Source organism: Allorhizobium sp. nf9_anc, from assembly GCF_056323085.1.
Map to the genome: position 1 here is coordinate 3,551,883 of NZ_CM150481.1, position 23,185 is coordinate 3,575,067.

The 23,185-nt window shown below is 62.5% G+C and carries 24 protein-coding genes; 9 read left to right on the forward strand and 15 right to left on the reverse strand.

The window, feature by feature from the left end; all coding sequences use genetic code 11:
- Positions 1–38: 38 nt before the first annotated feature.
- From AC02Y0_RS17345 to infC, 5 genes are all read right to left on the reverse strand, one after another.
- A complete protein-coding gene (locus AC02Y0_RS17345; protein ID WP_476380086.1) occupies positions 39–1,361 on the reverse strand; it encodes a sensor histidine kinase in 1,323 nt (440 codons plus the stop codon).
- Positions 1,358–2,026, reverse strand: coding sequence for a response regulator transcription factor (locus tag AC02Y0_RS17350; protein WP_476380087.1), 669 nt, complete (start codon positions 2,024–2,026; stop codon positions 1,358–1,360). The genes AC02Y0_RS17345 and AC02Y0_RS17350 overlap by 4 nt, the downstream gene beginning before the upstream one ends.
- A gap of 3 nt (positions 2,027–2,029) precedes the next feature.
- A complete protein-coding gene (locus AC02Y0_RS17355) occupies positions 2,030–2,500 on the reverse strand; it encodes a PepSY domain-containing protein (RefSeq protein ID WP_476380088.1) in 471 nt (156 codons plus the stop codon).
- Positions 2,501–2,677: 177 nt separating this feature from the next.
- Entirely contained in the window at positions 2,678–3,241 is a 564-nt protein-coding gene (locus AC02Y0_RS17360) for a hypothetical protein (RefSeq protein WP_476380089.1), read from the reverse strand.
- Between the two features lie 204 nt (positions 3,242–3,445).
- The gene (infC, locus tag AC02Y0_RS17365) at positions 3,446–3,982 is read right to left on the reverse strand and encodes a translation initiation factor IF-3 (protein WP_245407988.1); all 537 of its coding nucleotides are present in this window, start codon (positions 3,980–3,982) and stop codon (positions 3,446–3,448) included.
- 177 nt (positions 3,983–4,159) lie between these two features.
- On the opposite strand from infC, the gene AC02Y0_RS17370 reads away from it, so the two are divergent.
- Positions 4,160–4,954, forward strand: a complete 795-nt coding sequence (locus AC02Y0_RS17370) for an alpha/beta hydrolase (protein WP_476380090.1) — start codon at positions 4,160–4,162, stop codon at positions 4,952–4,954.
- A 175-nt stretch (positions 4,955–5,129) separates the two neighbouring features.
- Positions 5,130–5,747: a transglutaminase-like cysteine peptidase gene (locus AC02Y0_RS17375; protein ID WP_476380091.1), complete on the forward strand. Its 618-nt coding sequence runs from the start codon at positions 5,130–5,132 to the stop codon at positions 5,745–5,747.
- Between the two features lie 9 nt (positions 5,748–5,756).
- On the opposite strand, the gene AC02Y0_RS17380 is transcribed toward AC02Y0_RS17375, so the two are convergent.
- Together AC02Y0_RS17380 and mbfA are read right to left on the reverse strand one after the other, a co-directional pair.
- Positions 5,757–6,926 carry an MFS transporter gene (locus AC02Y0_RS17380; RefSeq protein WP_476380092.1) on the reverse strand — a complete coding sequence of 390 codons (1,170 nt, stop codon included), beginning with the start codon at positions 6,924–6,926 and terminating at the stop codon, positions 5,757–5,759.
- Between the two features lie 77 nt (positions 6,927–7,003).
- Positions 7,004–7,987, reverse strand: a complete 984-nt coding sequence (mbfA, locus tag AC02Y0_RS17385) for an iron exporter MbfA (RefSeq protein ID WP_476380093.1) — start codon at positions 7,985–7,987, stop codon at positions 7,004–7,006.
- A 130-nt stretch (positions 7,988–8,117) separates the two neighbouring features.
- Here mbfA and AC02Y0_RS17390 point away from each other — a divergent pair, with 130 nt between their 5' ends.
- Together AC02Y0_RS17390 and AC02Y0_RS17395 are read left to right on the forward strand one after the other, a co-directional pair.
- Positions 8,118–8,588 carry a group III truncated hemoglobin gene (locus tag AC02Y0_RS17390; RefSeq protein WP_476380094.1) on the forward strand — a complete coding sequence of 157 codons (471 nt, stop codon included), beginning with the start codon at positions 8,118–8,120 and terminating at the stop codon, positions 8,586–8,588.
- Positions 8,589–8,745: 157 nt separating this feature from the next.
- On the forward strand, positions 8,746–9,843 hold the full coding sequence (locus AC02Y0_RS17395; RefSeq protein WP_476380095.1) for a TRAP transporter substrate-binding protein: 1,098 nt from the start codon (positions 8,746–8,748) through the stop codon (positions 9,841–9,843).
- A 72-nt stretch (positions 9,844–9,915) separates the two neighbouring features.
- Here AC02Y0_RS17395 and AC02Y0_RS17400 read toward each other — a convergent pair whose 3' ends face one another.
- The 3 genes from AC02Y0_RS17400 to AC02Y0_RS17410 all read right to left on the reverse strand — a co-directional run bounded on the left by AC02Y0_RS17400 (position 9,916) and on the right by AC02Y0_RS17410 (position 13,585).
- Positions 9,916–11,910, reverse strand: a complete 1,995-nt coding sequence (locus AC02Y0_RS17400) for a primary-amine oxidase (RefSeq protein WP_476380096.1) — start codon at positions 11,908–11,910, stop codon at positions 9,916–9,918.
- 68 nt (positions 11,911–11,978) lie between these two features.
- On the reverse strand, positions 11,979–12,149 hold the full coding sequence (locus AC02Y0_RS17405; protein WP_476380097.1) for a hypothetical protein: 171 nt from the start codon (positions 12,147–12,149) through the stop codon (positions 11,979–11,981).
- The gene (locus tag AC02Y0_RS17410) at positions 12,146–13,585 is read right to left on the reverse strand and encodes an APC family permease (RefSeq protein ID WP_476380098.1); all 1,440 of its coding nucleotides are present in this window, start codon (positions 13,583–13,585) and stop codon (positions 12,146–12,148) included. Before AC02Y0_RS17410 ends, AC02Y0_RS17405 begins: the two co-directional genes overlap by 4 nt.
- Before the next feature lie 121 nt (positions 13,586–13,706).
- On the opposite strand from AC02Y0_RS17410, the gene AC02Y0_RS17415 reads away from it, so the two are divergent.
- Entirely contained in the window at positions 13,707–14,726 is a 1,020-nt protein-coding gene (locus AC02Y0_RS17415) for an AraC family transcriptional regulator (RefSeq protein ID WP_476380099.1), read from the forward strand.
- Between the two features lie 15 nt (positions 14,727–14,741).
- Here the strand turns inward: AC02Y0_RS17415 and AC02Y0_RS17420 are convergent, their stop codons facing one another.
- The 4 genes from AC02Y0_RS17420 to AC02Y0_RS17435 form a co-directional block, all read right to left on the reverse strand.
- Positions 14,742–15,770 carry a histone deacetylase family protein gene (locus AC02Y0_RS17420; protein ID WP_476380100.1) on the reverse strand — a complete coding sequence of 343 codons (1,029 nt, stop codon included), beginning with the start codon at positions 15,768–15,770 and terminating at the stop codon, positions 14,742–14,744.
- Between the two features lie 139 nt (positions 15,771–15,909).
- The gene (locus AC02Y0_RS17425) at positions 15,910–16,233 is read right to left on the reverse strand and encodes a hypothetical protein (protein ID WP_476384070.1); all 324 of its coding nucleotides are present in this window, start codon (positions 16,231–16,233) and stop codon (positions 15,910–15,912) included.
- 159 nt (positions 16,234–16,392) lie between these two features.
- Positions 16,393–16,923 (reverse strand): N-acetyltransferase family protein, encoded by a 531-nt coding sequence (locus tag AC02Y0_RS17430; RefSeq protein WP_476380101.1) that lies wholly within the window; start codon positions 16,921–16,923, stop codon positions 16,393–16,395.
- Positions 16,924–16,949: 26 nt separating this feature from the next.
- On the reverse strand, positions 16,950–17,525 hold the full coding sequence (locus AC02Y0_RS17435) for a helix-turn-helix domain-containing protein (protein ID WP_476384071.1): 576 nt from the start codon (positions 17,523–17,525) through the stop codon (positions 16,950–16,952).
- A 121-nt stretch (positions 17,526–17,646) separates the two neighbouring features.
- Here AC02Y0_RS17435 and AC02Y0_RS17440 point away from each other — a divergent pair, with 121 nt between their 5' ends.
- The 4 genes from AC02Y0_RS17440 to AC02Y0_RS17455 all read left to right on the forward strand — a co-directional run bounded on the left by AC02Y0_RS17440 (position 17,647) and on the right by AC02Y0_RS17455 (position 21,348).
- On the forward strand, positions 17,647–18,213 hold the full coding sequence (locus tag AC02Y0_RS17440) for a helix-turn-helix domain-containing protein (protein WP_476380102.1): 567 nt from the start codon (positions 17,647–17,649) through the stop codon (positions 18,211–18,213).
- Positions 18,214–18,295: 82 nt separating this feature from the next.
- Positions 18,296–19,498 carry a glycine C-acetyltransferase gene (locus tag AC02Y0_RS17445; RefSeq protein ID WP_476380103.1) on the forward strand — a complete coding sequence of 401 codons (1,203 nt, stop codon included), beginning with the start codon at positions 18,296–18,298 and terminating at the stop codon, positions 19,496–19,498.
- Positions 19,499–19,500: 2 nt separating this feature from the next.
- Positions 19,501–20,526 carry an L-threonine 3-dehydrogenase gene (gene tdh, locus AC02Y0_RS17450; protein ID WP_476380104.1) on the forward strand — a complete coding sequence of 342 codons (1,026 nt, stop codon included), beginning with the start codon at positions 19,501–19,503 and terminating at the stop codon, positions 20,524–20,526.
- Between the two features lie 93 nt (positions 20,527–20,619).
- Entirely contained in the window at positions 20,620–21,348 is a 729-nt protein-coding gene (locus AC02Y0_RS17455) for an MOSC domain-containing protein (protein WP_476380105.1), read from the forward strand.
- On the opposite strand, the gene AC02Y0_RS17460 is transcribed toward AC02Y0_RS17455, so the two are convergent.
- The gene (locus tag AC02Y0_RS17460) at positions 21,333–23,024 is read right to left on the reverse strand and encodes an FAD/NAD(P)-binding protein (RefSeq protein ID WP_476380106.1); all 1,692 of its coding nucleotides are present in this window, start codon (positions 23,022–23,024) and stop codon (positions 21,333–21,335) included. The genes AC02Y0_RS17455 and AC02Y0_RS17460 overlap by 16 nt on opposite strands.
- Positions 23,025–23,185: the final 161 nt, after the last annotated feature.

Consider the following 23,185-nt stretch of genomic DNA (forward strand, 5'->3'; position numbering starts at 1 on the left):
CCAAGAAAGCGCAACGGGTGGCCGAGGTGAATCTTCGACTAGGCTGTCACAGGCAGGCGAAGGCTCACCTTCAAACCATCCGATGCCGCGCGTGAAAAGGCGATTGAGCCGCCATAGGCGGTCAGAATATCGGCGGTGATCGCAAGCCCGAGACCCGTGCCCTCATCCTCGCCGATATGTACCCCGCGTGTGGCAATCTCCGACAGGGCCTCCTCAGCGACACCTGCCCCATCGTCTTCGACGTCAAGTCTGACGCAGTCCTTCTCGCGCTCGGCCGTCACCCTGATTTCCGATCTTGCAAAGCGGGTGGCATTGTCGAGCACATTGCCCAGCGCCTCCGCAAGATCGGCCGGGTCCATGTCGACGGTCAGCTGCTCGTCGAGGTCGACATGCCAGAGAACATCGCGTGCGGCGGTGACGGGTGCCAGAACCGAAATCAGCTTGCCAGTGAGAGAGGCAAGCCCGGTCTGCGCCATCTGCTCGACGCCGAGGCGGGCCGATTGCAGCTGCCGGTCGGCACGCTGCCTGATGAGGTCGACCTGCTGGCGGATGAGCGTCTGCTCGCGTGGCGGCAAATTGTCGGAGAGCTGCAGCAGAACCGTCAGCGGGGTCTTCAAACCGTGTGCGAGATCACTCGCCCGCGCACGGGCCCGCTCGACCGCTGTTTCGCGTTCTTTCAGCAAGCCATTCAACTCGCTGACGAGCGGACGCAGCTCCGTCGGCCCGGCACTCGGTAATTGATCGGTCCGGCCGGATCGCACCAGCGCCAGTCCATTCTGCAGCCTGGAGAGCGGCGCAAGCCCGATGCCGATCTGCATGAAGGCGGCGGCGAGAAGCACCGCCGCCGTCAGGACGAGCATGATGGTCATGGCACCATGATATTGCGAGATCGCGTCGTCGATGACCCTGCGGTCGAAAGCTGCAAGCAGCGTCAAGGGGCGCGTCGCATCAGGGTTCTCGATTTCGATCTGCCGCAGTTGAACCAGCAGGGGCTCGCCATCGGGGCCAACCCCCTCGCGAAAGCCATAGGGTCCATCCAGAAGCCCCTCCGGCTCGAGCTCGATGTCCCAGAGCGAGCGCGAGCGGAAGACCACGCCATCCTCGGCCACGATTTCCCAATACAGCCCGCTTCCCGGCAGTTCGAACCTCGGATCTCCCGGCTCGTTCTTCATCAGGGCCTGTGCGCCCTGAAACTCCACGCCCGCCGCAAGCTGGTCGATGATCGCCGACATGTCCGCCCGGTAGCGGTCGGCGACATAGTTGGAGAAGATTCGACTGAGGCCGGATGCGACCAGCAGCAGGATGAAGGCAATCGCCAGAACGGCTCCGATGAAGAGACGCAGGCGCAGAGACTGTGTCATGCACCCTCGCCGGCCAGCGTGTAGCCGAAGCCACGACGGGTCGCGATCGCAGACGGGTGGGTCTTGCGGCGAATGCGGGCGACCATGGCCTCCACCGCATTCTTGCCGGCATCGTCGTCGCGGCCCTGAACCTGTCTGGCAATTTCCAGCGGATCGAAGACGCGGCTCGGTTCGGCAACCAGCATGCTGAGAAGACGGAACTCCAGCGGCGTCAGTTCGATTGGGCGCTCATCATAGGTGACACGCCGCGTGCTCTCGTCCAGTACGAAGCCACCGCCTGCTGTGGCCGTTGTCCGGGACCGCCCACCTGCGCGCCGAAGCAGCGCCTTCAGGCGCGCAATTAGCTCTTCGCTGCGGAAAGGCTTGGGCAGATAGTCGTCGGCACCCGCATCGAAGCCATCCACTCGCTCCATCCAGGAGCCGCGGGCCGTCAGGACCAGGATCGGTGTTTCCACCCCCGTGGCCCGCCAGCGCTTCAGGATCGACAGGCCATCCATGCCCGGCAGGCCCAGGTCGAGGATGATGGCACCGTAATCGCCTGTCTCCCCTTCCGCCCAGACATCCGGTCCTGTTGTCCGATGGTCGACGATGAAACCCTCAAGCTCGAGCTTGTTGCGGGTGTGGTCCGCAATGGTCTGATCGTCCTCAGCGAGCAGAATGCGCATGGTTCACCATCCGAAGAGATTGAGCTTACGCCCGGTCGCGGCTTCAAGCTTGATTGTCCGGACGCGGGAACCGCTCTGGACCTTCAAGGTATAGTAGGGATCACGGGCCTTCAGGTTGAGATCGACCGAGATCACCCGTCCGCCACCGTGATCATCGACGCGCTTCAGAATTTCTCGCAGCGGCAGGATGCGTCCCTCATCCACCGCATCGCGGGCTTTCTGGTGATCCCGGCGACTTCCGGATTTGCCGGAATCGTCGTCGTCATCATCCTTGTCATCGTCGTCATCGTCGTCTCTGTCGCGGCCACCGCCGTCGTCATCGTCATCATCGTCGTCGCGGTCGGAGCCACCGCCGCCGCTCCCGCTGTTGTCGTCGCCACCGTCGTCGTCCCCACCGCTGTCACTGTCGCTGTCGCCGCCATCCTTGGCCAAAGCGCTGCCCACCGGCAAAATGCCGGGGCTCAGAATGCCCAAGAATGCAATCAAGAAAAGACGACGGTCCATGGTGGCTCGATCAGTGTTCAGGTGAGAGTAGCGTGGCCGGCCTCCGCAGCCAACAGAAGAAAAGCTATCCCCGTCCGGTGGGGGCCGGACGGGGCGAAACGGATCGAAATTACCCGCGGCGGCTCGGGCTTCGCCGTTCCGGTTCGATTAGGGTGCAGGAATGACGGTGACGCCCGTCAACGTTCCCTTCGGCGCCCGAAGCTTGATTTCCGTCTGGCCATGCTCCTGCTCGACCTCGAAGCCAAGGCGCTTGCCATTCTGGTCGACCGGGATCATCGAGCCGCTGAGCAGTCCGGACAGCTGGTTTTCGTTGACGATCAGGCGGATTTCATCGCGGTCACCGCCACGGCCACGGCCGTTGTCATCATCGTCGTCGTCGACGGAATCATCGTCAGCATCATCGCCGCCACGACCCCGGCCGCGACCACGGCTGTCGTCATCGTCATCATCGTCGTCGCTGCTGCTGCTGCGATCCCGGCCCGAACTGTCGTCGTCGCTGTCGTCACGGTCGCTGTCACTGTCGCGACCGCTGTCGTCGCTTTCGCTGCCGCTGTCGTCATCACCATCGTCGTCGCCGCCGCGGGCCTGGGCCTCATCGGAAACGAGCGCTGCGAGAGAACCTGGGAGCATGGCGCCCAGCGTCGGAACGAAGGTGATTGCGATCAATGCGGTGCTGGATACCAGCAGTGCGCGGCGAAGGAGCTTGGTCATCAGATTTCCTCCAGAAGGGGCTCGATGTGTTTCGATGGGAGGATGATGCACCAGGCACGCTGACAAAGCGGCGCGCGGTGTTGTCAGGGATCTGTCAGCCGAGCGGGCCCTTGTCGGGGCGGGAATCGGAGGCTGAAAGAAAGCTGCAAAACGTCAAAAGCCGCCCCGAGGGGCGGCCTTTTTAACGTCACGCTCGTCTCAAGCTCACTTCGGAGCGAGAACCATCATCATCTGACGGCCTTCAAGCTTCGGCTCGGCTTCGACCTTGGCGATGCCGAGTGTGTCTTCCTTGACCTGAAGCAGAAGCTTCATGCCGAGTTCCTGGTGGGCCATTTCGCGGCCGCGGAACTTCAGGGTCACCTTGACCTTGTCGCCCTCTTCGAAGAAGCGGTTCATCGCCTTCATCTTCACCTCATAATCATGGGTGTCGATGTTGGGACGCATCTTGATTTCCTTGACCTCGACGATCTTCTGCTTCTTGCGCGCTTCAGCCGCCTTCTTCTGGTTGGCGTATTTCAGCTTGCCAAGGTCGAGGATCTTGCAGACCGGAGGCTCGGCATTCGGCGAAATCTCGACCAGATCGAGCCCGGCTTCTTCCGCCATGCGCAACGCCTGATCCGTCGCGATGACACCGAGGTTCACGCCCTCTTCATTGATCAGCTGGACTTTCGGAATGCGGATTTCACGGTTGGAGCGCGGCCCGTCCTTCACGGGGGCATCGGTCTTGAACGGTCTGCGAATGGTCGTATTCTCCTCAAACAATTTCGGAATGTCGCAGCGTTTCCCCGCGCGCATCCGCGTCAAAGGGCTATGTGATATCTGCGACGGCAGTGTCAATAGCATGCTTCCGAAAGAAAATCACCTGTTGTCGGTGAGTTCCTGAATGTGTTTTACAACCGTCGACAAAAGGAGCACGCAATGACCGACAGGGCCAACATCCTCAGACAGACCACGATCACCGTCGGAGCCGCCGAGACGGCGCGCGACATCGCAGTGATCACCCGTCTCGGCACGGATGCTGATCGTCCGGCTCTCGTCTGGCTCGGCGGCTATCGCTCCGACATGTCGGGCACCAAGGCGATCGAGATGGACGCGCTGGCCGCAGAGCAGGGCATAACGGCCATCCGCTTCGACTATTCCGGCCACGGCGTATCGGGCGGGGATTTTGCCAAGGGCACCATTTCGCGCTGGACCGAGGAGGCGCTCGCCGTCATCGCGGCAACAGGCGTCAGCAAGGTCGTCCTGATCGGCTCGTCCATGGGCGGCTGGATTGCGCTGCGCGTCATTCAGGAGGCGCGCCGCCTCAATCTACCCTTTAAGGTCGACGGCCTGGTGCTGATCGCACCGGCGCCCGACTTCACGTCTGAACTCATCGAACCCAGCCTGACGGAGGCTGAGCGGCAGTCGCTTGCCGAACGCGGCTATTTCGAGGAACCGTCCGAGTATAGCCCGGAGCCGAACATCTTCACCCGCGCACTCATGGAAGACGGGAATGACAACCGGGTGCTGACGGGGCTGATCGAGACGGGCTGCCCTGTCCATATCCTGCAAGGCATGAAGGACCCGGATGTGCCGTATCAGCACGCCTTGAAGCTGATGGAATTCCTGCCGCTGGACGATGTCGTGCTCACCCTGATTCGCGATGGAGACCACCGCCTGTCGCGCCCGGAGGATATCGCCCGCATGAAAGCGGCCATCCTCTCGATGCTCTGAATATCACGGGTTTTCGATATCTTGGCCTTCCTTGGGAACCGTTTCTCTTTCCGAGGGTTCGAACTGTCGCATTTTAACCATAGCGGATGAATTGCGTGGGTGAGCACCCCCCACGGCGTTGACTCATGTCCTCCTGCAATCTTAACGTTTTGTTAAGGATACAGGGGACGTGTTCATGACGAACGGCTCGCGCGCCATCAAGGCGCTCATCATCGCGGTTGCAGTTCTTGCGCCTGCTCATGCGGGCTTCTCGGCGCCGCAGTCGCTGCGATCGATGATCACCGGCAACGTCACCTCCCAGCCCATCGGCCATTACGAGTTCTGCAAGACCATTCCCCAGGAATGCGCCCTGCGCAACCGCCCCTCGACGCCGCCGAAGGTCACTGACCATGGCTGGGGCGTGGTGCAAGACATCAATGCCAGCGTCAATCATGCCATCGTGCCGATGACGGATGCAGAGATCTACGGCCACGAGGAAGTCTGGGCCTATCCCGTCGATCTCGGCGATTGCGAAGATTTTGTCCTGCTCAAGCGCAAGAAGCTGATGGAAGCCGGCTTTTCGGCCGCCGACCTCCTGATCACCGTCGTCCGCAAGCCGGATGGCGAGGGCCATGCGGTGCTGACCGTCCGTACCCAGTCCGGCGACTTCGTGCTCGACAACCTCAATGACGAGGTCAAGCTCTGGACCGAGACGCGCTACGCCTTCCTCAAGCGCCAGTCGTCGACCGACAGCGGCCGCTGGGTCACGATCGAGAACGGCACATCCGACGTGCTCGTCGGCGCGCTGCAGTAATCCAAGCTTTCACCGTCGGGTGAGCGCCAGCGTCGCGACAACAGCGACGCCGGAGACCGCAATGAGCGCGCCGAGCGCGGCAGACGGTCCCAGCGCTTCGTTCAGCCAGATCACCGAGACCGGCGCGATCGCCGAAGCGATGATCCTTGCGGACGCAAGCGAACCCATGGTCCGCCCATAACCTGCCGTGCCGAAGTAATGCAGCGGCAGTACGCCACGGACGATGGACGTCAATCCCTGACCCGCACCATAGAAGACCGCAAAGGCGATGGCGAAGCCGGCAAGCGGTGCCCAGAGCGCACCGGCCAGCAAAACCATGCCGAGCGCCATGGCGAAGGCTGCTATAAGCGCGGTCAGCGGCGGGGCAAAAAGGTTGCGCCGCGCATATTCCACCAGGCGCGCGGTCACCTGGCTCGGTCCGATGAGGCTGCCGGCCAGTGTCGCCATCGCGGTCGCGTAGCCGAGATCGCGCATCAGGACGAGAAGCGTGGCGCCGACCGCAGACATGACGAAGCCGCCCGCCGCGAAGGCCGTCCCCATCAGCACCATCCGGCGCCTGCGCTCTCCGTCGGGTTTCAAGTCCTCGCTCGGCTGTTCGACACGGGCAGCATCCGGCTCACTGATCCGAGCCCGCGGCAAAGCGAGATGGATGGGCAAAGCGATCAGAAGGTTCATCGCCGCCAGGACGAGATAGACATCGCGCCAGTCCATCCAGGTGAGCAACCACTGCAGGAGCGGCCAGAAGACCGTGGAGGCAAAGCCCGCGATCAGCGTCACCAGCGTGATATGGGCGCGGGCCTCGCGCCCATGGCTCTGGGCAAGGGCCGCAAAGCCCGCATCATACTGGACCGCGAGCGCAACAAACTCGGCCACCAGCGTAATTGCAGCAAACTGCCAGGCATTCTGCATGACGGCAAACAGGGCGAGAGAGATGGTGGCGGCGATCGAGCCGAGGCAGAGGATCAATCGGGCCCCGAAGCGATCGACAAGACGGCCCAGCACCGGGGCCGCTACCGCACCCGCGAGCAGCCCGAAGGAGAAGACACCGAAGACATAAGCCTGCCCCCAGCCGAATTCGCGGGCGATCTCGGGGGCAAGCACGGAGAAGGAATAGTAGAGCGTCCCGTAACCGATGGTCATTGTGACGCCCAGACCGATGGTCGCGGGAGAGGCTTTCATGGATGCGCCATAATGCGTTTCGATGATCGCCAGATGACAGTCCTGGATGAGGCTCCGTCAAGCCTCGCTTTTGCCCGCTACCCCTGCCCGATCAGGACGCCGGCGGCGAGCACCAGCGAGCCGCCGAGCACCACCTGCATGGCGGCGCGCCAGAAGGGCGTCTCCATGTAGCGGTTCTGGATGAAGGCGATTGCCCAGAGTTCGAAGAAGACGACGATGATCGCCGTGATCGTGGCGGTCCAGAAATGCGGAATGAGATAAGGCAAGGCGTGACCGAGGCCGCCGACGGTGGTCATGATGCCGGAGGCAAGGCCACGCTTCAGCGGTGAGCCGCGGCCCGAGAGCTTGCCGTCGTCATGGGCTGCCTCGGTGAAGCCCATGGAGATACCGGCACCCACGGAGGCCGACAGGCCGATCAGGAAGGTCGACCATGTGTCCCCCGTCGCGAACGCCGCTGCAAAGATCGGGGCGAGCGTCGATACGGAGCCGTCCATCAGCCCCGCCAGGCCCGGCTGGACATAGGTGAGCACGAACTGGCGCTTCTTCGTCTCGTCTTCCGTCGCCCGGGCATCCTCCGGCAGATGCCGCTCGCCGAGCATGGTCGCGACCTCTTCATGGCCCTGTTCGGCCATGGCGAGGTCCCCGAGCAGCTTGCGGATACCGGCATCGGACGTGTGCTGGGCGGCTTCATGGTAGAAGCGATAGGCCCCGTCTTCCATCCGCATCGCCTCTTCGCGGATCTGGTCGAGCGTCTGGTTCTTGCGCAGCCAGTCGGGCTTGCGATCATAGAAGCCGCGCACATGCTCGCGGCGGATCAGCGGGATGCGATCGCCGAAGCGGCCGCGATGCATTTCGATCAGCATGTTGCGGTGAGTGTGCTCGACCTCGGCCATGTCCTCGAAGACCTTGGCCGATTGTGGAAACTCACCGCGCAGCTGATCGGCATAGGCGAGGTAGATGCGTGCGTCGTCCTCCTCGGAGGAGATGGCGAGCGCCAAGATCTCCTGTTCGGAGAGCGTCTCGAAGGCGCGCTTGCTGCCCCGGAATGAAATGCTGAACATGGCGACCACCAATCAAATTAGAATAATTCTAAACTTAGGGCAGATGGAGGCTTGTATCAAGATGCCGCATGGACCATTTGCATGATGAGGTTCATCACCCCTCAGACAGACATCAGTGACGAGACACACCATGACCACGGATCTCACCGGTCGCGCCGCCCACCGCGCCGAAATCACCGCCCGCTCCGAAGCCGAGATGGCTGCCATGGGCGTGGACGCCGCCTTCATCGATCGGATGGTGGAGACCTTTTATGGCAATATCCGCCAGCACCCGGATCTCGGACCTGTCTTCGAGGGGCGGCTTGCCGGGCGCTGGCCCGACCACATGATCAAGATGAAGGCCTTCTGGGGCTCCGTCGCCTTCAAGACCGGCGCCTATGGCGGCAAGCCCGTCATGGCGCATCAGGGCGTCGACGGCATGGCGGAAGGCCTCTTCCTGCAATGGCTGCAGCTGTTCTCCGACACGCTGATCCAGATCGGCGCGACTGAAGACGCGCATCGCTGGTTCATGGCGAGCGCCGAGCGCATTGCCAAAAGCCTCGTGCTGTCGCTTTTCTACAATCCTGCTCTCGACGATCCCCGCCTGCGCAGCCCGACCTGACGGTTCCTTGCGTGGAACAACGGTCCGGCGAAACAAAACGCAATTTTGGTCCGGTTGCCGGACAATTTCCTGAGCATTTGACCTTGCACTCCCTGCCCTGCCCGACTAGACCCGCCGCGGGAGCTGGAGGAGTGCGTACAATCAGAGGCAAGAGATCATGAACCGCCGTCAATTCTTCAAGCAGGCCGGCGTTGCCGGCGTCGGGGCAGCCGCACTTGCAGCGCCCGCCATCGCCCAGGAAAACCCCAAGGTTACCTGGCGCCTCGCATCGTCCTTCCCGAAGAGCCTCGACATCATCTTCGGTGCCGCGACCGACATCGCTGAAAGCGTGTCGAAGGCGACCGACGGCCAGTTCGAGATCCAGGTCTTCGCTGCCGGTGAAATCGTGCCGCCGCTGCAGGTGGCTGACGCCGTCACCGCCGACACCGTCGAGATGGGCCACACCTGCTGCTACTATTATATCGGCAAGGACCCGGCCTTTGCGCTCGGCACGGCCATTCCCTTCGGCCTCAACGCCCGCATGACCAATTCCTGGTTCACGGCTGGCGGTGGCAACGAGCTGCTCAACGAGTTTCTGGCATCCCACAAGCTCTACGCGCTTCCGGCCGGCAATACCGGTGCTCAGATGGGCGGCTGGTACCGCAAGGAAATCAAGACCATCGACGACCTCAAGGGTCTGAAGATGCGCATCGCCGGCCTCGCTGGCGAGATCATGGCCAAGGTCGGCGTGACCCCGCAGCAGATCGCCGGTTCCGACGTCTATCCGGCGCTGGAAAAGGGCACGATCGACGCGACTGAATTCGTCGGTCCCTATGACGATCTGAAGCTCGGCTTCTACAAGGTAGCACCCTACTACTACTACCCGGCCTGGTGGGAAGGTGGCCCGACGGTCCACGCCTTCTTCAACCTCGACAAGTTCAATGCGCTGCCGGAAAACTACAAGCGTATCCTGACCGACGCGTGTGCGGCCGCCAACGCCCGCATGCTCGCCCGCTACGACGCGTCCAACGCCCAGGCGCTGCGCGAGCTTGTCGCAGGCGGCGCGCAGCTGCGTGCCTTCTCGTCCGACATCCTCGACACCTGCCACAAGGCTGCCAAGGAAACCTATGCGGATCTCTCGGCCAAGAACGAGTGGTTCAAGAAGCTCTATGACAGCCAGCAGACGTTCAAGCAGGACGCCTATCTCTGGGCGCAGATCGCCGAATACAGCTTCGACACCTATCAGATGATCCAGCAGCGCCAGGGCACGCTCTGACGCTTTCGATCGTCGCAAACGACAAGAGGCCCGGGCATCAAACCCGGGCCTTTTCGTTTTCAGGCATCCACCTCAGTGGCAGCAGCCGCTTTTCGTCTTGGCCTTCGGCGCACAGCAATCCGCCTCGCGGTTGTCGCGGCTGTGGCCGTTTTTGTCGGCCGGCAGATCCATCGCGATATTGGCGTCGAAGAAGCCGTTCGGCTTCAGCGTGAAGCCGGCATATTCGACCGGCATGATCGGAAAGTCCTCCGGCTTGCAGACATGGGTGTGGCCGAAGGAGTGCCAGAGAACCACGTCGGCATTCTCGATGTCGCGGTTCTGGGCGACATATTTCGGCAGGCCATCGCCGCCTGCATGAACGTTCGGATAATCGCCGGAGGCATATTTCTCCGCCGGATCGAAGGCCGTCACCCAGATATGCTTCTTCGCAAACCCACCGCGCTGGGCAACGGTGGAGCCTTCCTGAGCCAGCATCAGGGGGCTCGGCATCACGACCATCTTGTAGCCCGGCGCCTTGCCGACGGAATTCTTCACGTTGGGGTTGTGTACCTTCCAGTAACGCCCGGTCTCGCCATTGGCGACAGCGGGTGAATCCAGCTCGCGCTTCAGCACCTTGGTCTTGGTGTCGAAGACGTTGCCATAGGGGTTGTCGTCGCCCCAAGGACGGGGAACGAACTCATGCTCGGTGACGGTATTGCCGCCGCCATCGACATCCATGTGCAGGCGGGCGTTGAAGAAATGCTGATGCGTCGGGCCGCCGAGATTGTCGTCGACCATGCCGCCCCATTGATAGGTCTCGCCGGGGGCGACGGCTGCCGTCTGGATGATGCCGGTGAGCTTGGCCTCAAGCTGGATCGTGCCGTCCTGGTACAGATACCAGTAGAAGCCGTAGTCGTAGTTTCCGACGGTGGCGAAGAAGGAGATGACCAGTCGGCGCGAGCGGCGGACCTCGAAGATGCCGTTGCGGAATTCATAGTGCTTCCAGAGGATGCCGTAATCCTCCTCATGCATGCAGATGGCATTCTTCATCACCATCGGCTGGCCGAAGTCATCCGCCGAGGGCACGTCGAAATAGTGAATATGCCCCAGGCAGTCGCAGCCGAGTTCCAGGCAATTGGCGAGACGGCCGAGACCATATTCACCGGCGTCGAAGGCGCTCTTCCAGAAGTGGTTCGCGGTCGGATCGGCATAGGGCACGACCATTTCCGTCACCGAGGCGCGGAAGACGATCGGTCTGGTCTTGCCGCCGTCCTTGATGCCGAGTTCATGCAGCACGAGGCCTTCGCGCGGCGTGAAGCCGACGCGGAAGGACCAGTTCTGCCAGTCCACCTTCCAGCCGTCGACGGTGAAGCTCGGCCCCTCCGGCTGGACGATATCGAGGGGTTTCAACCCCTGGCGCGTCTCGGGAAAAGCCTCCTGGCCGTAATTGCGCTTCTTCTTCGGCACCGGAATGATGCGGCCGTCGTCGACCAGATCAACCACCTGGTTCTTCACCAGATCGACCACGGCGACGACGCCTTCGATCGGATGGGAATAGCCGTTGTCCCTGACGTCCTCACGCCAGTAGGAAACGGCGCGCACGATGCGCTGACCCTTTTCGAATTCCAGGCCGAAATAACCCGAGGAGAACGGGTCGATCTGGACAAGCGGAATGTCCTCGTCCGTGATGCCGCGCTTCTTAACCGCCGCGATCCAGCGCTGATCGGACTTGACGGTTGCCTCGACCGTCTCGAATTCGCAGAGCATGACCGGCGGCTGGCCATAGGGCAGTTCGTCATGGGCCAGTCGCTTGTGGTCGGCGACCGTCTTTGCCGAGAGGTCAACGATGCTCTCAAACGTCGCGCCGCTGGAGATATCAAGCGACAGGATGAAAGCGAGACGCGCCAGCGGCTTGCCGGTCCGGAAGGCGGCGAGGTCTGGCTTAGCAGGCTCTTCCAGCCGGATGATCGGGAAGCGGATGGTCTCGGAGAGCGGCTTCTCGACCTTGAGGATGGCGACGGCTTCCGCGATTTCGGACAGGCTCAAGGGATCGAGCGGGTGGAAAATGGTGTCGACGACGGCGTCCATGGAACGGTCCTTTGGCAATCTTGTGGATTTGAGGGGTGGCGCCGGAAGCGGGCGCCACCCGTGACGTCTCAGGCGCGGCTGGCGCAGATCTCCGCCTCAACCATCGGCGTACCGTGGATGCAGAAGAGATTGCAGAAGGCGTGGGCCTCGGCGGCGAGCAAGATGGTCGCGGCGGTCAGGGCGACGAGAACAGCAGCCAACAGCCGGTCCGTCGGGCGAAGGGTGTCGAGCGCGGTCATTCGAAGGCTTTTCCGAGCGAGGCGTAGAGTTCGGGTTTGGCCTTCTTGATCTGCATGGCGAAGGCTGCACCGACCAGGCCAATGAGCACGATCAGATAGGGGAAGGCCTTGACGATCTGGCTCTCGGAACCTGAGAGCAGCGACAGGTTGGCGATCACCAGAGCCAGCGCACCCAGCAGGCCGATGAGCCCCAGCGCCGGCGCGATCACCGTGGTCCAGACGCCGTGGGTCGTCTTCACCTTGCGGAAGAAAAGAATGATCGCGACGGAAACCAGCGCCTGGACAACCAGGATGCCAATGACCGCGAGCGCCGACATCCAGGAGAAGACGACCGTGTAGGGGTCGGCACCGGCGAGGATGAAGAGCACGAGGACGACCGCCGCAATCGCGCTCTGCAGCATGCCGGCGACATAGGGCGAACCATGCATCGGATGCACCTTGCCGAGCAACTTGAAGGCAAGACCTTCGCGGCCGAGGGCAAAGAAGTAGCGGTTCAGCGTGTTGTGGAAGGAAAGGATGCAGGCAAACAGGCTGGTGATCAGCAGGATGTTCATCACCTGCGAGGCCCAGGGGCCGAGAATGGTGTCGGTTGCCGCAAAGTAGAAGCCCTCGAGACCCGCTGCTGCCGTCGGCTGCACGGCGGCGGGGCCGTAGAACTGGACGATGGCCCAGGTGGAGAAGGCGTAGAAGCCGGTGATCAGGAGTACCGCGACATAAGTTGCGCGCGGAATGGTCTTTTCCGGGTTCTCGGCCTCTTCGCCGAAGATCGCGGTCGCCTCAAAGCCGATATAGGAACCGACAACGAAGACCAGGGCTACGCCAAGACCGGGCGCAAAGACGGTGGCGGGCGAAAAGGACGTGAAGCCGAAGCCTTCAGGTCCGCCACCGGCCATCACGATACCGATGTCGAGGAGCAGCAAAATGGCTATCTCGGCGATCATGCACACACCAAGGATTGCGCCGGAAAAGGCGATGTTGCGCTGGCCGCAGACATGCACGATGACAAGCGCTGCAAAGGACCAGACCCACCAGGGCAGTTCTACGATCGGCGCCATGGCACCGGCCATGAACAGACCGAAGAGGCCGTAGACGGCAATCTGGACTGCCGAATAGGTCACCAGCGCCATCAGAGCGCCGCCGACGCCGGCCGGCTTGCCGATCCCATGGGTGATGTAGGTGTAGAAGGCACCGGCCCCGCCGACATGGCGGCTCATGGCCGTGAAGCCGACCGAGAACAGCAGATAGAGGATGCCGGCGAGCACGAATGCACCGGGGACACCCGCACCATTGCCGAAGGCAAAAGCAGCCGGCGTCGCACCGACCACGGCGGTCAGCGGTGCTGCCGCCGCGACGACGAAGAAGACGATATGCGCGAGGCCGACGGAATTCTTCGCCAGCCGATCCGTGGGACCATCCGCAATAGATTGTAATGTCATGGGAACCCCTCTTGTGCTTGATTTTCATCAAGAGGGTAGGCGCGACACTTTGGCCCCGAAATTGCACTTCATGCCATTGAATCGATAAACCGCGCCACGTGGCCGTTTCAGGATGGTGAAAATGGCAGTTGCACCGCAAATGAACAGGCCAATGCCCGCAATTGCATCCATTCGGGCCTCAGTGCTTGCCCCGCTCGTCGAACAAATCGACCGACGCAGCGGCAAGACCGACCTTTTGCTCGCCTCGCATGGCATTCTGCGCAGCCAGCTGGACGATCCCTACGCCATGATCCCCATGGCGCGTTATGTCGCGATCTTCGAAGAGGCGGCGCTCATCACCGGCGAACCCTCGCTCGGCGCCCGGTTGGGCACCCTGTTCAAGCCGAGCGATATCGGCCCGATCGGCGTCTTGTTCTCGATCTCCGGCACGATCCGCGCCGGCTTCGAACGGCTGGCGAAATACGTGAACACGGTACAGAGCGCGACGAGTTCCGGGGTCTTCGAGGAGGATGGTAATCTCGTCTGGAGCTACCGGCTGGAGGATGCGCGGATGTGGCCGAGGCGGCAGGACAGCGAATTCTCCGTCGTCGCCTCCTGTCAGCTGGTGCGCTCGTGTTTTGCCAAGAGCTGGAAGCCGCTGGAGGTGCATTTCGAGCATCTGGCGCCCCGGGATCGTTCGGTGCTGGAGCGCATTTTCCGCTGCCCGCTGAAGTTCGGTGAATCCGCCAACCGCATCATCGTCGACGGCCGCGATGCCGCCCGTCTCTACCGCCAGGAGGACCCGGCGCTTTCTGCCGTGCTCGAACGGCATGTGGCGGAACTGGTCGGCAAGACAATCACGCCCGACAGCATCAGCGAGCGGGTGCGGGCTCTGATCGGCATCTATCTCGGGCACAAGCCGATCACGCTGCCGTCCGTCGCTGCCGAACTCAGGATTTCGGTCCGCACCCTGCAGCGTCGGCTTGCAGAAGAGGGAACCTCGCTGCGCCACCTCGTGCGAGAAACCCGGGAAGCCATCGCCGCCACGCAGCTCGAGGCCCATGTGCAAAAGGCGCGCATCGCCGAGGTGCTCGGCTATGCGGATTCGACCGTCTTCTGGCGCGCCCAGAAAGGCTGGAGCCGGCGGCAGGAAACACCCTGAGGCCGGCCGCAGCCATCAGCCCTCGAGACCCTTCAGCACATTGGCGACGTTGAGCCCGATTTCCGGCACGCCGTAGCCGCCTTCCATGAGCGTCAGCACCGGCACGCCACTGGCCGCGATCATTTCGCCCATGCGGATATAGTCAGGGCTCTTCAGCTTGAAGAAGCTGATCGGGTCCTTCTCGAAGGTATCGACGCCGAGCGAGACGACGATTGCTTCCGCGCCATAGGCCTTGATCTTCTTCAGGCTGTCTTCGAGCGCTGCCGACCAGATGTCGAAGGGAGTGCCTGAGGGCATCGGGTAGTTGGCGTTCAGACCTTCGCCTTCGCCCTCGCCCGTCTCGTCGGCATAACCGAGGAAGAAGGGGAAGGCGTCTTCCGGCTCGCCATGCAGCGAAGCGAAGAAGATGTCGCCGCGGCGATAGGTGATGTCCTGGGTGCCGTTGCCGTGATGGAAGTCGACGTCGAGGATCGCGACTTTTTTCGCACCGTGATCGATGAGCCGCTGGGCGGCGACGGCGGCGTTGTTGATGAAGCAATAGCCGCCGAAGAGATCGATGCCGGCATGGTGGCCGGGCGGGCGGCAGAGCGAAAAGGCGAAGCGGTTGCCTTCGTTCAGCCAGTCGGCACCGGACAGCGCGACATCCATCGAGGCGATCGCCGCCTCATAGGTGCCCTTGGAAATCGAGGTCTCTGCCGAATTGGTATAGTAGCCGACGGCGCCGTCGATGTTTTTCGGCACGCGACCCGTCTGGCTGCGGCGGCAGGGGAAGGAGGTCGCGATCGCCTCGCCTTCGAAGCCATGCGCCTGCCAGCGGTCCCAGCAGGTGCGCAGGAATTCGAGATAACCGGCATCATGCACCTTGAGCGCGGTTTCGAGCCCGTGCTCGGCCGGCGCGCGGACATCGGTGAAACCCGCTTCCTTGACGCCCGCCAGCACCCATTCTGCGCGGAAAGGCCCCTCGAAGGGTTTCACCAGCAGGCCGCCATGCAGCTCGGTCTTGGCGTCTCGGAGCTTGTGCTTTTCGGAATAGAATACGCGCATGTCGTGGTGTTTTCCCTCTGGTCGTTTTGGAGGAAAACTAGCGCCGTCCACGCCTCAGCCACAAGTGCAAAGGGGGCGATTTTCTTGGTCATTCGACCAGAAAATCGCCCCCCGCCCCTCGGCCCCCGCCGATCTGGTCTTACTCGGTCAGATTGATCTGCTCGGTCTCGCCACCGGTGCAGGTGTAGCAGCAGTTTTCGCAAGTCTCGGCGTTGTCGGGACCCGTGCCCCAGTAGCTCTGCTTGTCGCCGGAAATCCAGGCGCCGTAGCAGATCGTCTCGCCTTCCTCGCAGGACAGCGGGATCTGCTTGGTCTCGCCGTCGTCGAGGTAGAAGACATCACCATTGCCGGGCCAGACATATTCGCGGTCCTGACTATAGAGTTCGACCTCGACGGCATTCGGATGGTCGTTGCGCATGACGAAGGTGACGTCTGCCGAAAACGCCGGCGCCGCCACTGCCATGGTCAAGCCCAAGGCCACCCATTTCAAAATCCCGTTTCCGACCATAAGCGCCTCCCTGGCTGCCGAATTGCGGGACGATAAGCCTATGCTCACAGGAATGTGAAGAGTGGGGGCCGGACGTTTTTTGGGCGACATCTCAATCGCTTGGCAGCGATGCGTTCAAGCCACAGTCTTCCAGAAGATGACGGTGTCGCAATAGCGACCATCCGGGAACAGCGCGTAGTTCGGAATGACGCCCGAACGCTGCCAGCCGAGCTTCTCGTAGAGCGTCTCCGCAAGCTCGCCGGCTGCCGTGTCGAGCACCAGCAGCGTGCGCCCGGCCTCTGCTGCGCCGGCTTCCGCCGCCGCCATCAGCGCTTTCGACAAGCCCAGGCCACGGGCATCGCGGTGTACGAGCAGCTTCATTAGGTCACCCCGATGCGGCTGGTTCGGCTTGGACGCAAACCCGACCTGCACTGTGCCAACCAGTCTATCGCGGACAAAGGCGCCGTAGAGAAGAACCTCACCGCGCCCCACCGCCTCGGCCACGCCTTGCCAGAATGCCTCGCCGTCCTTGGGCGTAAAGGGCGACATGAAGCCGAGCGATGCGCCGTCTTCCACGCAATCGGACAGGGCCTCGCAAAGGCGGGGCAAGTGAGCGAGGGCATCGGCTTTGGACAGACGGCGGATATCGGGTTTGGTGGCAGGCATGGTTCAGGTCCTGTGGTGGGAATAAGTCAGGGGCCGAGCGAGATCACGACGGCATAGCGGGCTGGTTTGTCGGTCGGGTTCCGGTAGCCGTGCACATCGCCGACATTCATAAAGAGGCAGTCGCCGGCCTCCAGCCGGTGCACGGCCTCGCCGACGATGAGTTCAATCACGCCCTCGAAGACCCAGACATGCTGGGTCTGGCTGCGGCCGGTCGGGCGCCCCGGGAACCGCACCTCGGCACCGGCCGGAAACTCGACCTCGACGATATCGGTCCCGCTGCCGGTCCCCTGGGGGGAGATCGCACGGCGCAGATAGCCGCTTTCCGGATCACGCCAGACAGGCTGATCGACGCGTCGCGCAAGCGGCGAAGGCTCCGCTTCAGCGCTGGCAAAGAAGACGGACAAGGAGATCCCGAGCGCCGAGCACAGACGCGCCAGAAGCGCCGCCGTCGGGCTTGCCTCGGATCGCTCGATGCGCGAGATCATCGCCCGGCTAACGCCTGAAAGGTCCGCCAACTGGTCGAGCGTCAGTCCCCGCTCAACGCGCAGGCGCTTCAGCCGTTCGGCGACATGTTTCTCGAACTGATCTTCTGATTCCATTATCTGAGAATTTCATGCGCAGATACTGGAGTCAAGCTTTCCTGCTCGCCCTCTTCCGCATCACGGTATGGTCGGCGTAAAAGGGGCGGTCGGCACCCGCCGGCGAGACCGCAGGACAGAGCCCATGCAGCAGCACACTCCCGAGATCGGCCCGGCCATCAAGCGCGAGCGCAAGGCGCGCAAGCTGACGCTCGAACAGCTCGGCACACTCTCGGGCGTCTCCAAGTCGATGCTGAGCCAGATCGAGCGCGGCGAAGCCAATCCGACATTTGCCGTGCTCTGGAGCCTCACCCAGGCGATGGAGATCGAGCTCTCCGACCTCATCGGCAACGGCACCTCGGTCGCCGGGCGCGAGGAGATCGAGGTCACCTCGGTCATGCACACGCCCGTCATCCGTAGTGCCGATGGCTCCTGTCGGCTGAAGATCCTGAGCTCACCCCGGCTTGCCGGTCAGACGGAATGGTACGAGCTGGAAATGGATCCGGGCGGCGCACTTGTGAGCCAGCCGCATTCGATCGGCGCCTTTGAACATTTCACCGCCTTCACAGACGGTTTCGAGATTTCGAGCGGCGGCAGCAAGACGGTCATCCGGACCGGCGAAACCGCCCGTTACCGTGCCGATGTTCCACATGCGATCCGCAATGGCGGAACGGATATCGGCAAAGGCCTGCTGGTCGTGTTACACAGATAGGCGAAAAGGCAATTCCAAAATATCGATTGCCGGAAGGCAAAATTCCGATATGCTGGAATTATTCAGCATCGAGGGATTTCCCATGCAGTCCGGCTTTCTCGACCACATCACCGAAACCCTCCAGGGCATCGAAGCCGACGGGCTTCTGAAGCGCGAGCGCGAAATCGTCAGCCCGCAATCGGGCCGCATCCAGGTGCGCGATGCCAGGGGCACGCGCGAGATGATCAATCTCTGCGCCAACAACTATCTCGGCCTCGCCAACCATCCCAAGATCGAACAGGCCGCCAAGGCCGCGATCGACAGCCACGGCTTCGGCATGGCTTCGGTGCGGTTCATCTGCGGTGCGCAGGACATTCACCGGGAGCTTGAGCAGGCGATCGCCCGCTATCTCGACAAGGACGATGCGATCCTGTTTGCCGCGTGCTTTGATGCCAATGGCGGGATCTTCGAGACGCTGCTCGGTCCTGAAGACGCGATCATCTCGGATAGCCTCAATCACGCCTCGATCATCGACGGCGTGCGTCTCTCCAAGGCAAAACGCTACCGCTATGCCAATTCGGACATGGACGGGCTGGAAGACGAGTTGAAGAAGGCCATAGCCGACGGCACGCGTTTCCGGCTGATCGTCACCGACGGTGTTTTCTCGATGGACGGCTATGTCGCCAAACTCCCGGAGATCTGTGCGCTCGCCGAAAAATACGGCGCCATGGTGATGATCGACGAATGCCACGCCACCGGCCATTTGGGCGCCAAGGGCAAGGGCACGCCGACACTGACCGGTGTCGGCACCCGCGTCGACATCATCACCGGCACATTCGGCAAGACGCTGGGCGGCGCCATGGGCGGCTTCATTGCCGGCCCGAAGGCCGCCATCGATCTCTTACGCCAGCGGGCGCGGCCCTATCTCTTCTCCAACAGCCTCGCGCCTGCCGTCGCTGCCGGCTCGCTGAAGGCGATCGAAATCGCCGAAGGTGCCGACGACCTGCGCGCCAAGCTCTCCGGTCACACCAAACGCTTCCGCCAGGGCCTGACCGAGGCCGGCTTCGAGCTGCTTCCCGGCCAAACGCCGATCATCCCGGTGATGACCCATGACGCGGTGCTTGCGCAAAAGCTCGCCGCCGAGCTCGATGCGCGCGGCGTCTATGTTGCCGGCTTCTTCTTCCCCGTCGTGCCCAAGGGCCAGGCCCGCATCCGCACCCAGATGTCGGCAGCGCTCTCCGAGGCCGATATCGACACCGCCATCGCCGCATTCATCGATGCCGGCAAGACCATCGGGATGATCTGATCATGAAGGCGCTTTCCAAGCAGAAATCCGAGGTCGGCATCTGGATGATCGACGCGCCGGTCCCGGAAATCGGGCCCGACGACGTGCTCGTGAAGATCAACAAAACAGGCATCTGCGGCACCGACGTGCACATCTACAAATGGGACGAGTGGGCGCAGAAGACGATCCCCGTGCCGATGATCACAGGCCATGAATATGCCGGAGAGATCGTCGCCGTCGGCGCCAATGTCCGCAATCTCCAGATCGGCCAGCGGGTCTCCGGCGAAGGCCATCTCGTCGGCATGAACAGCCGTGCTTCGCGGGCGGGCAAGTATCACCTTGACCCGGAAACCCGGGGCATCGGCGTCAACGTGCAGGGCACGTTTGCGGAATTTGCCAAGATCCCGGCCTTCAATATCATCCCGCTCCCCGACACGATCGACGACGAGATCGGCGCGATCCTCGATCCGCTGGGGAATGCCGTGCACACGGCGCTCGCCTTCGATCTCGTCGGCGAGGACGTCATCATTACCGGCGCCGGCCCGATCGGCATCATGGGGGCCGCGATCGCCCGCCATGTCGGCGCGCGCCACGTTGTCATCACCGACGTCAATCCCGAACGCCTGGCGCTTGCGGCTGAAGTCGCCGATGTGCATCCGGTCAATGTTGCCAATGAAGACCTGCGCGATGTGATGGCGAAGCTGAAGATGAAGGAAGGCTTCGATGTCGGGCTTGAGATGAGCGGCTCTCCCGCCGCCCTCGACCAGATGATTGACCATCTCGTCATGGGCGGCCGTATCGCGCTGCTTGGCGTGCCGGCGCGGCCCTTCCATTTCGACCTCTCCAAGGTCGTCTTCCGCATGGTCACACTCAAGGGCATCTATGGTCGCGAGATGTTCGACACCTGGCACAAGATGCTCGCCATGCTCGAAAGCGGCCTCGATATCCGCAAGGTCATCACTCACCGGATGAAGGTGGACGATTACGCCGAAGCTTTCGAACTCGCCACCGCCGGCAAGGCGAGCAAGATCGTGCTCGACTGGACCTGACGGTCGCGCACGGCCAAAGCACGCTCACGCAGAATTTCTGGAACATAGAGCGACTATCCCGCGTATGGTGATCGTTTGAAACGAGGAACAACCATGCGAAAAATCGGTCGAGTGCGGGAAGTCTGGCGCTATCCGGTGAGTTCTCTCGGCGGGGAGACACTCGCCTCGATCACCGTTTCGCCCGAGGGCATCGCAGGCGACCGGCGTTTTGCGCTGTTTGATCCGGAAACCGGCCTTGCCGCCGCCCCCGAGAAGGAAACGCGCTGGCGCCCCGCCCTCTTCATTGCCGCCTCGCAACCGCCCTCCGGATTGCCGGTGCTGCGCTTCGCCGATGGCGCCGAGCATGCGCTCGATGACGGCGCTTTGCCGGACCGGCTGGCAGAGCATTTCGGCTTTCCGGTCGCGGTCGGGCTCGTCGGGTCTGGCGATTACCGCTTCCCCGTCGTCTCCAACCGTTACAAGCCAGCGCCGCTTCACCTGGTGACGACGGCTTCGACGGAGGCGCTCGCCGCGATTACAGGCCTTCCTCCACTCGACTCACGACGGTTCCGACCCTCCCTGCTGATCGAGACGGAAGACGGCGAAGGCTTCATCGAAAACGAGTGGGTTGACCATATGTTACGCATCGGGGACGCGGATATCCGCGTCACCGAGGCGTCGCGCCGCTGTGGCATGACGCTTGTTGCACAGCCCGGCATGGCGGAAGAGCCAGAAGTGCTGCGCGGGATCATGCGCCACAACAAGCGCAATCTTGGCGTCTACGCCACGCCCACCGAGGGCGTGACCATCAGTGTCGGCGATGCGGTTTATGCCGAGATCTGAAAGAGCGGCGTTTCCGCCTGCGAGATATCCTTGAGGATGGCACGACCGACAGTCTCGCCAATATCCCGGGCGCTGGTGATGCCCTGAACGAAGGGCTCCTTGTGCAGGAGGAAGGCAATCGCCGCGCAATAGAGCCGGCCTTCCGACATCAGGCCGAGACGCGGGCGATAGAATTCATCGACATCGATGCCGCCGGTGCGCACCATATCGGGATCCCTATCGAGCGATAGGATCGCCTCGACCTTGGGCGTAGCGGCTTCGCGCACGCCACCCTGATCGACCAGCGTCGGAAAGGGGAGATCCGTCGCCGACAGGGTTTCCTGGCCGGTCGCATCGATGAAGGCACCGAAACGATGCGTGGTGCCTAACACCTCGACCTCTGCGCCCCGCTCCAGACCGTCCTCGGCCGTGCGGATCGTGTAGTCTTCGCCGAGCCGCAGGATCGACAGCTTCCCCGCGCGCGACAGCGCGAGCAGACGGCGGATCGACATCAGCGGCACCGTTGCATAGTCGTCGATGAAGATGCCTTTGAAGTGGCGGTGGAAGCGCTTGAGGTCTTTCTCGTCCAGATGCGGAATGACGCGCGCTACGATCTCGTGGGTGATCAGGATCGCGTAGCGCCACGGCACCGTGTAACGCTTCATCCTGTTGTCCTCGGCCTCGGCCAGGTTCTTCGCGGCCCAGACGAAGGGATCGCTTTCTGTCCGGTCGGCGTAGTAGGCGGCGGCAAATGTCTCGACGGTCAGCTGCGACAGGCCGATGCGGGCGGCATAATCGGGGTCGCGGGCGACGATTTCTCCGCGGAACAGCTCGAAGACATCATCGAGCAGGTCGTGACGACCTGTCGCGATCAGCGCCTCGATGGCCTCTTCCGTGCAGACGAGCGGCGTCACATAGGGCAGCGGGCAGTAGAAGTCGGCCTCCGGCAGGATGCCCTTGCGGGACATCAGAGTCGCGCGGAAATCCTCCGTCCCGGCAGCCGGCTGATATTGCAGATCACCCGCCGCATCGCTGTAGAACATGCCATGCGCCGTCGCCACGGTCATCAGGGCGTCGATGCCGCTCAGCGACGTGCCGAGAATACCGACGGGTTCATTGCGGATCGACTTCAGAACCGTCGCCGGCCAGGGCGAAACGAAGTAGCCGGGGCGGATTTCGGTGCTGTCCGGCCAGTTGTGGCCGGTCGCCATCACCACATGGCCGAAATTCGCGTCACTCTCCCCATCGGGATTGGACACCCGCAGACGGATCGCATCGTCCTGGATCTCGATATCCACCACCTTGTGGTGGGCGAGCACGGTCACCTCATGACCACGCTCGGCGGCCACCGCCAGCATGCGCTCGAACTGCGCCTGCATGTAGTCGCCAAGCACCAGGCGCGGGTAGAATTCCCGCTCGTCGATCGCTTCGCGGCGAATGCCGTGGCGCATCAGCGTGTCGTCATTCTGCCGCCGCAGCCAGTCGGCCAGCGTTTCGGTGAAGGCAGGCAGCTCGATGCTCGGAATGTTGGAGAGCATGGCCGGGTCGTTCATGTCGGGGTGATAGGGCGTGCCTTTTCCAGGCTCGCCTTCCGCCTCATAGAGCGTGATCGACAGCGGGACGGTCGAGGCAATCACTTGCTTGAATGTGTAAAGGCCGGTCGGGCCGGTACCGATGATCGCAATTCTCGGAAGCATGGATGAGCTCGCTGTTCGGCGAGGGATCTCGCGCGGTTCCGTTCAATGCGCGTGAGGCAAGGTTGTTCCGCCGCTTTTGCCACCTGCGCCAAAATGACTTTGCCGGAACAAATTCCACGGCTCGCGCCTTTTGACCATCGCAACACCCAGAGGAGCATGAC

What these genes read in the sequence shown, in the direction of transcription:
- AC02Y0_RS17455 (WP_476380105.1), top strand. Translation starts at nt 20,620, where the DNA reads ATGCGAAAAATCGGTCGAGTGCGGGAAGTCTGGCGCTATCCGGTGAGT.
- AC02Y0_RS17445 (WP_476380103.1), top strand. Translation starts at nt 18,296, where the DNA reads ATGCAGTCCGGCTTTCTCGACCACATCACCGAAACCCTCCAGGGCATC.
- AC02Y0_RS17380 (WP_476380092.1), bottom strand. Translation starts at nt 6,926, where the DNA reads ATGAAAGCCTCTCCCGCGACCATCGGTCTGGGCGTCACAATGACCATC.
- AC02Y0_RS17425 (WP_476384070.1), bottom strand. Translation starts at nt 16,233, where the DNA reads ATGGCAGTGGCGGCGCCGGCGTTTTCGGCAGACGTCACCTTCGTCATG.
- AC02Y0_RS17400 (WP_476380096.1), bottom strand. Translation starts at nt 11,910, where the DNA reads ATGGACGCCGTCGTCGACACCATTTTCCACCCGCTCGATCCCTTGAGC.
- AC02Y0_RS17405 (WP_476380097.1), bottom strand. Translation starts at nt 12,149, where the DNA reads ATGACCGCGCTCGACACCCTTCGCCCGACGGACCGGCTGTTGGCTGCT.
- AC02Y0_RS17390 (WP_476380094.1), top strand. Translation starts at nt 8,118, where the DNA reads ATGACCACGGATCTCACCGGTCGCGCCGCCCACCGCGCCGAAATCACC.
- AC02Y0_RS17460 (WP_476380106.1), bottom strand. Translation starts at nt 23,024, where the DNA reads ATGCTTCCGAGAATTGCGATCATCGGTACCGGCCCGACCGGCCTTTAC.
- tdh (WP_476380104.1), top strand. Translation starts at nt 19,501, where the DNA reads ATGAAGGCGCTTTCCAAGCAGAAATCCGAGGTCGGCATCTGGATGATC.
- AC02Y0_RS17345 (WP_476380086.1), bottom strand. Translation starts at nt 1,361, where the DNA reads ATGACACAGTCTCTGCGCCTGCGTCTCTTCATCGGAGCCGTTCTGGCG.
- AC02Y0_RS17415 (WP_476380099.1), top strand. Translation starts at nt 13,707, where the DNA reads ATGGCAGTTGCACCGCAAATGAACAGGCCAATGCCCGCAATTGCATCC.
- AC02Y0_RS17440 (WP_476380102.1), top strand. Translation starts at nt 17,647, where the DNA reads ATGCAGCAGCACACTCCCGAGATCGGCCCGGCCATCAAGCGCGAGCGC.
- mbfA (WP_476380093.1), bottom strand. Translation starts at nt 7,987, where the DNA reads ATGTTCAGCATTTCATTCCGGGGCAGCAAGCGCGCCTTCGAGACGCTC.
- AC02Y0_RS17395 (WP_476380095.1), top strand. Translation starts at nt 8,746, where the DNA reads ATGAACCGCCGTCAATTCTTCAAGCAGGCCGGCGTTGCCGGCGTCGGG.
- AC02Y0_RS17360 (WP_476380089.1), bottom strand. Translation starts at nt 3,241, where the DNA reads ATGACCAAGCTCCTTCGCCGCGCACTGCTGGTATCCAGCACCGCATTG.
- AC02Y0_RS17420 (WP_476380100.1), bottom strand. Translation starts at nt 15,770, where the DNA reads ATGCGCGTATTCTATTCCGAAAAGCACAAGCTCCGAGACGCCAAGACC.
- AC02Y0_RS17370 (WP_476380090.1), top strand. Translation starts at nt 4,160, where the DNA reads ATGACCGACAGGGCCAACATCCTCAGACAGACCACGATCACCGTCGGA.
- AC02Y0_RS17350 (WP_476380087.1), bottom strand. Translation starts at nt 2,026, where the DNA reads ATGCGCATTCTGCTCGCTGAGGACGATCAGACCATTGCGGACCACACC.
- AC02Y0_RS17375 (WP_476380091.1), top strand. Translation starts at nt 5,130, where the DNA reads ATGACGAACGGCTCGCGCGCCATCAAGGCGCTCATCATCGCGGTTGCA.
- AC02Y0_RS17430 (WP_476380101.1), bottom strand. Translation starts at nt 16,923, where the DNA reads ATGCCTGCCACCAAACCCGATATCCGCCGTCTGTCCAAAGCCGATGCC.
- AC02Y0_RS17410 (WP_476380098.1), bottom strand. Translation starts at nt 13,585, where the DNA reads ATGACATTACAATCTATTGCGGATGGTCCCACGGATCGGCTGGCGAAG.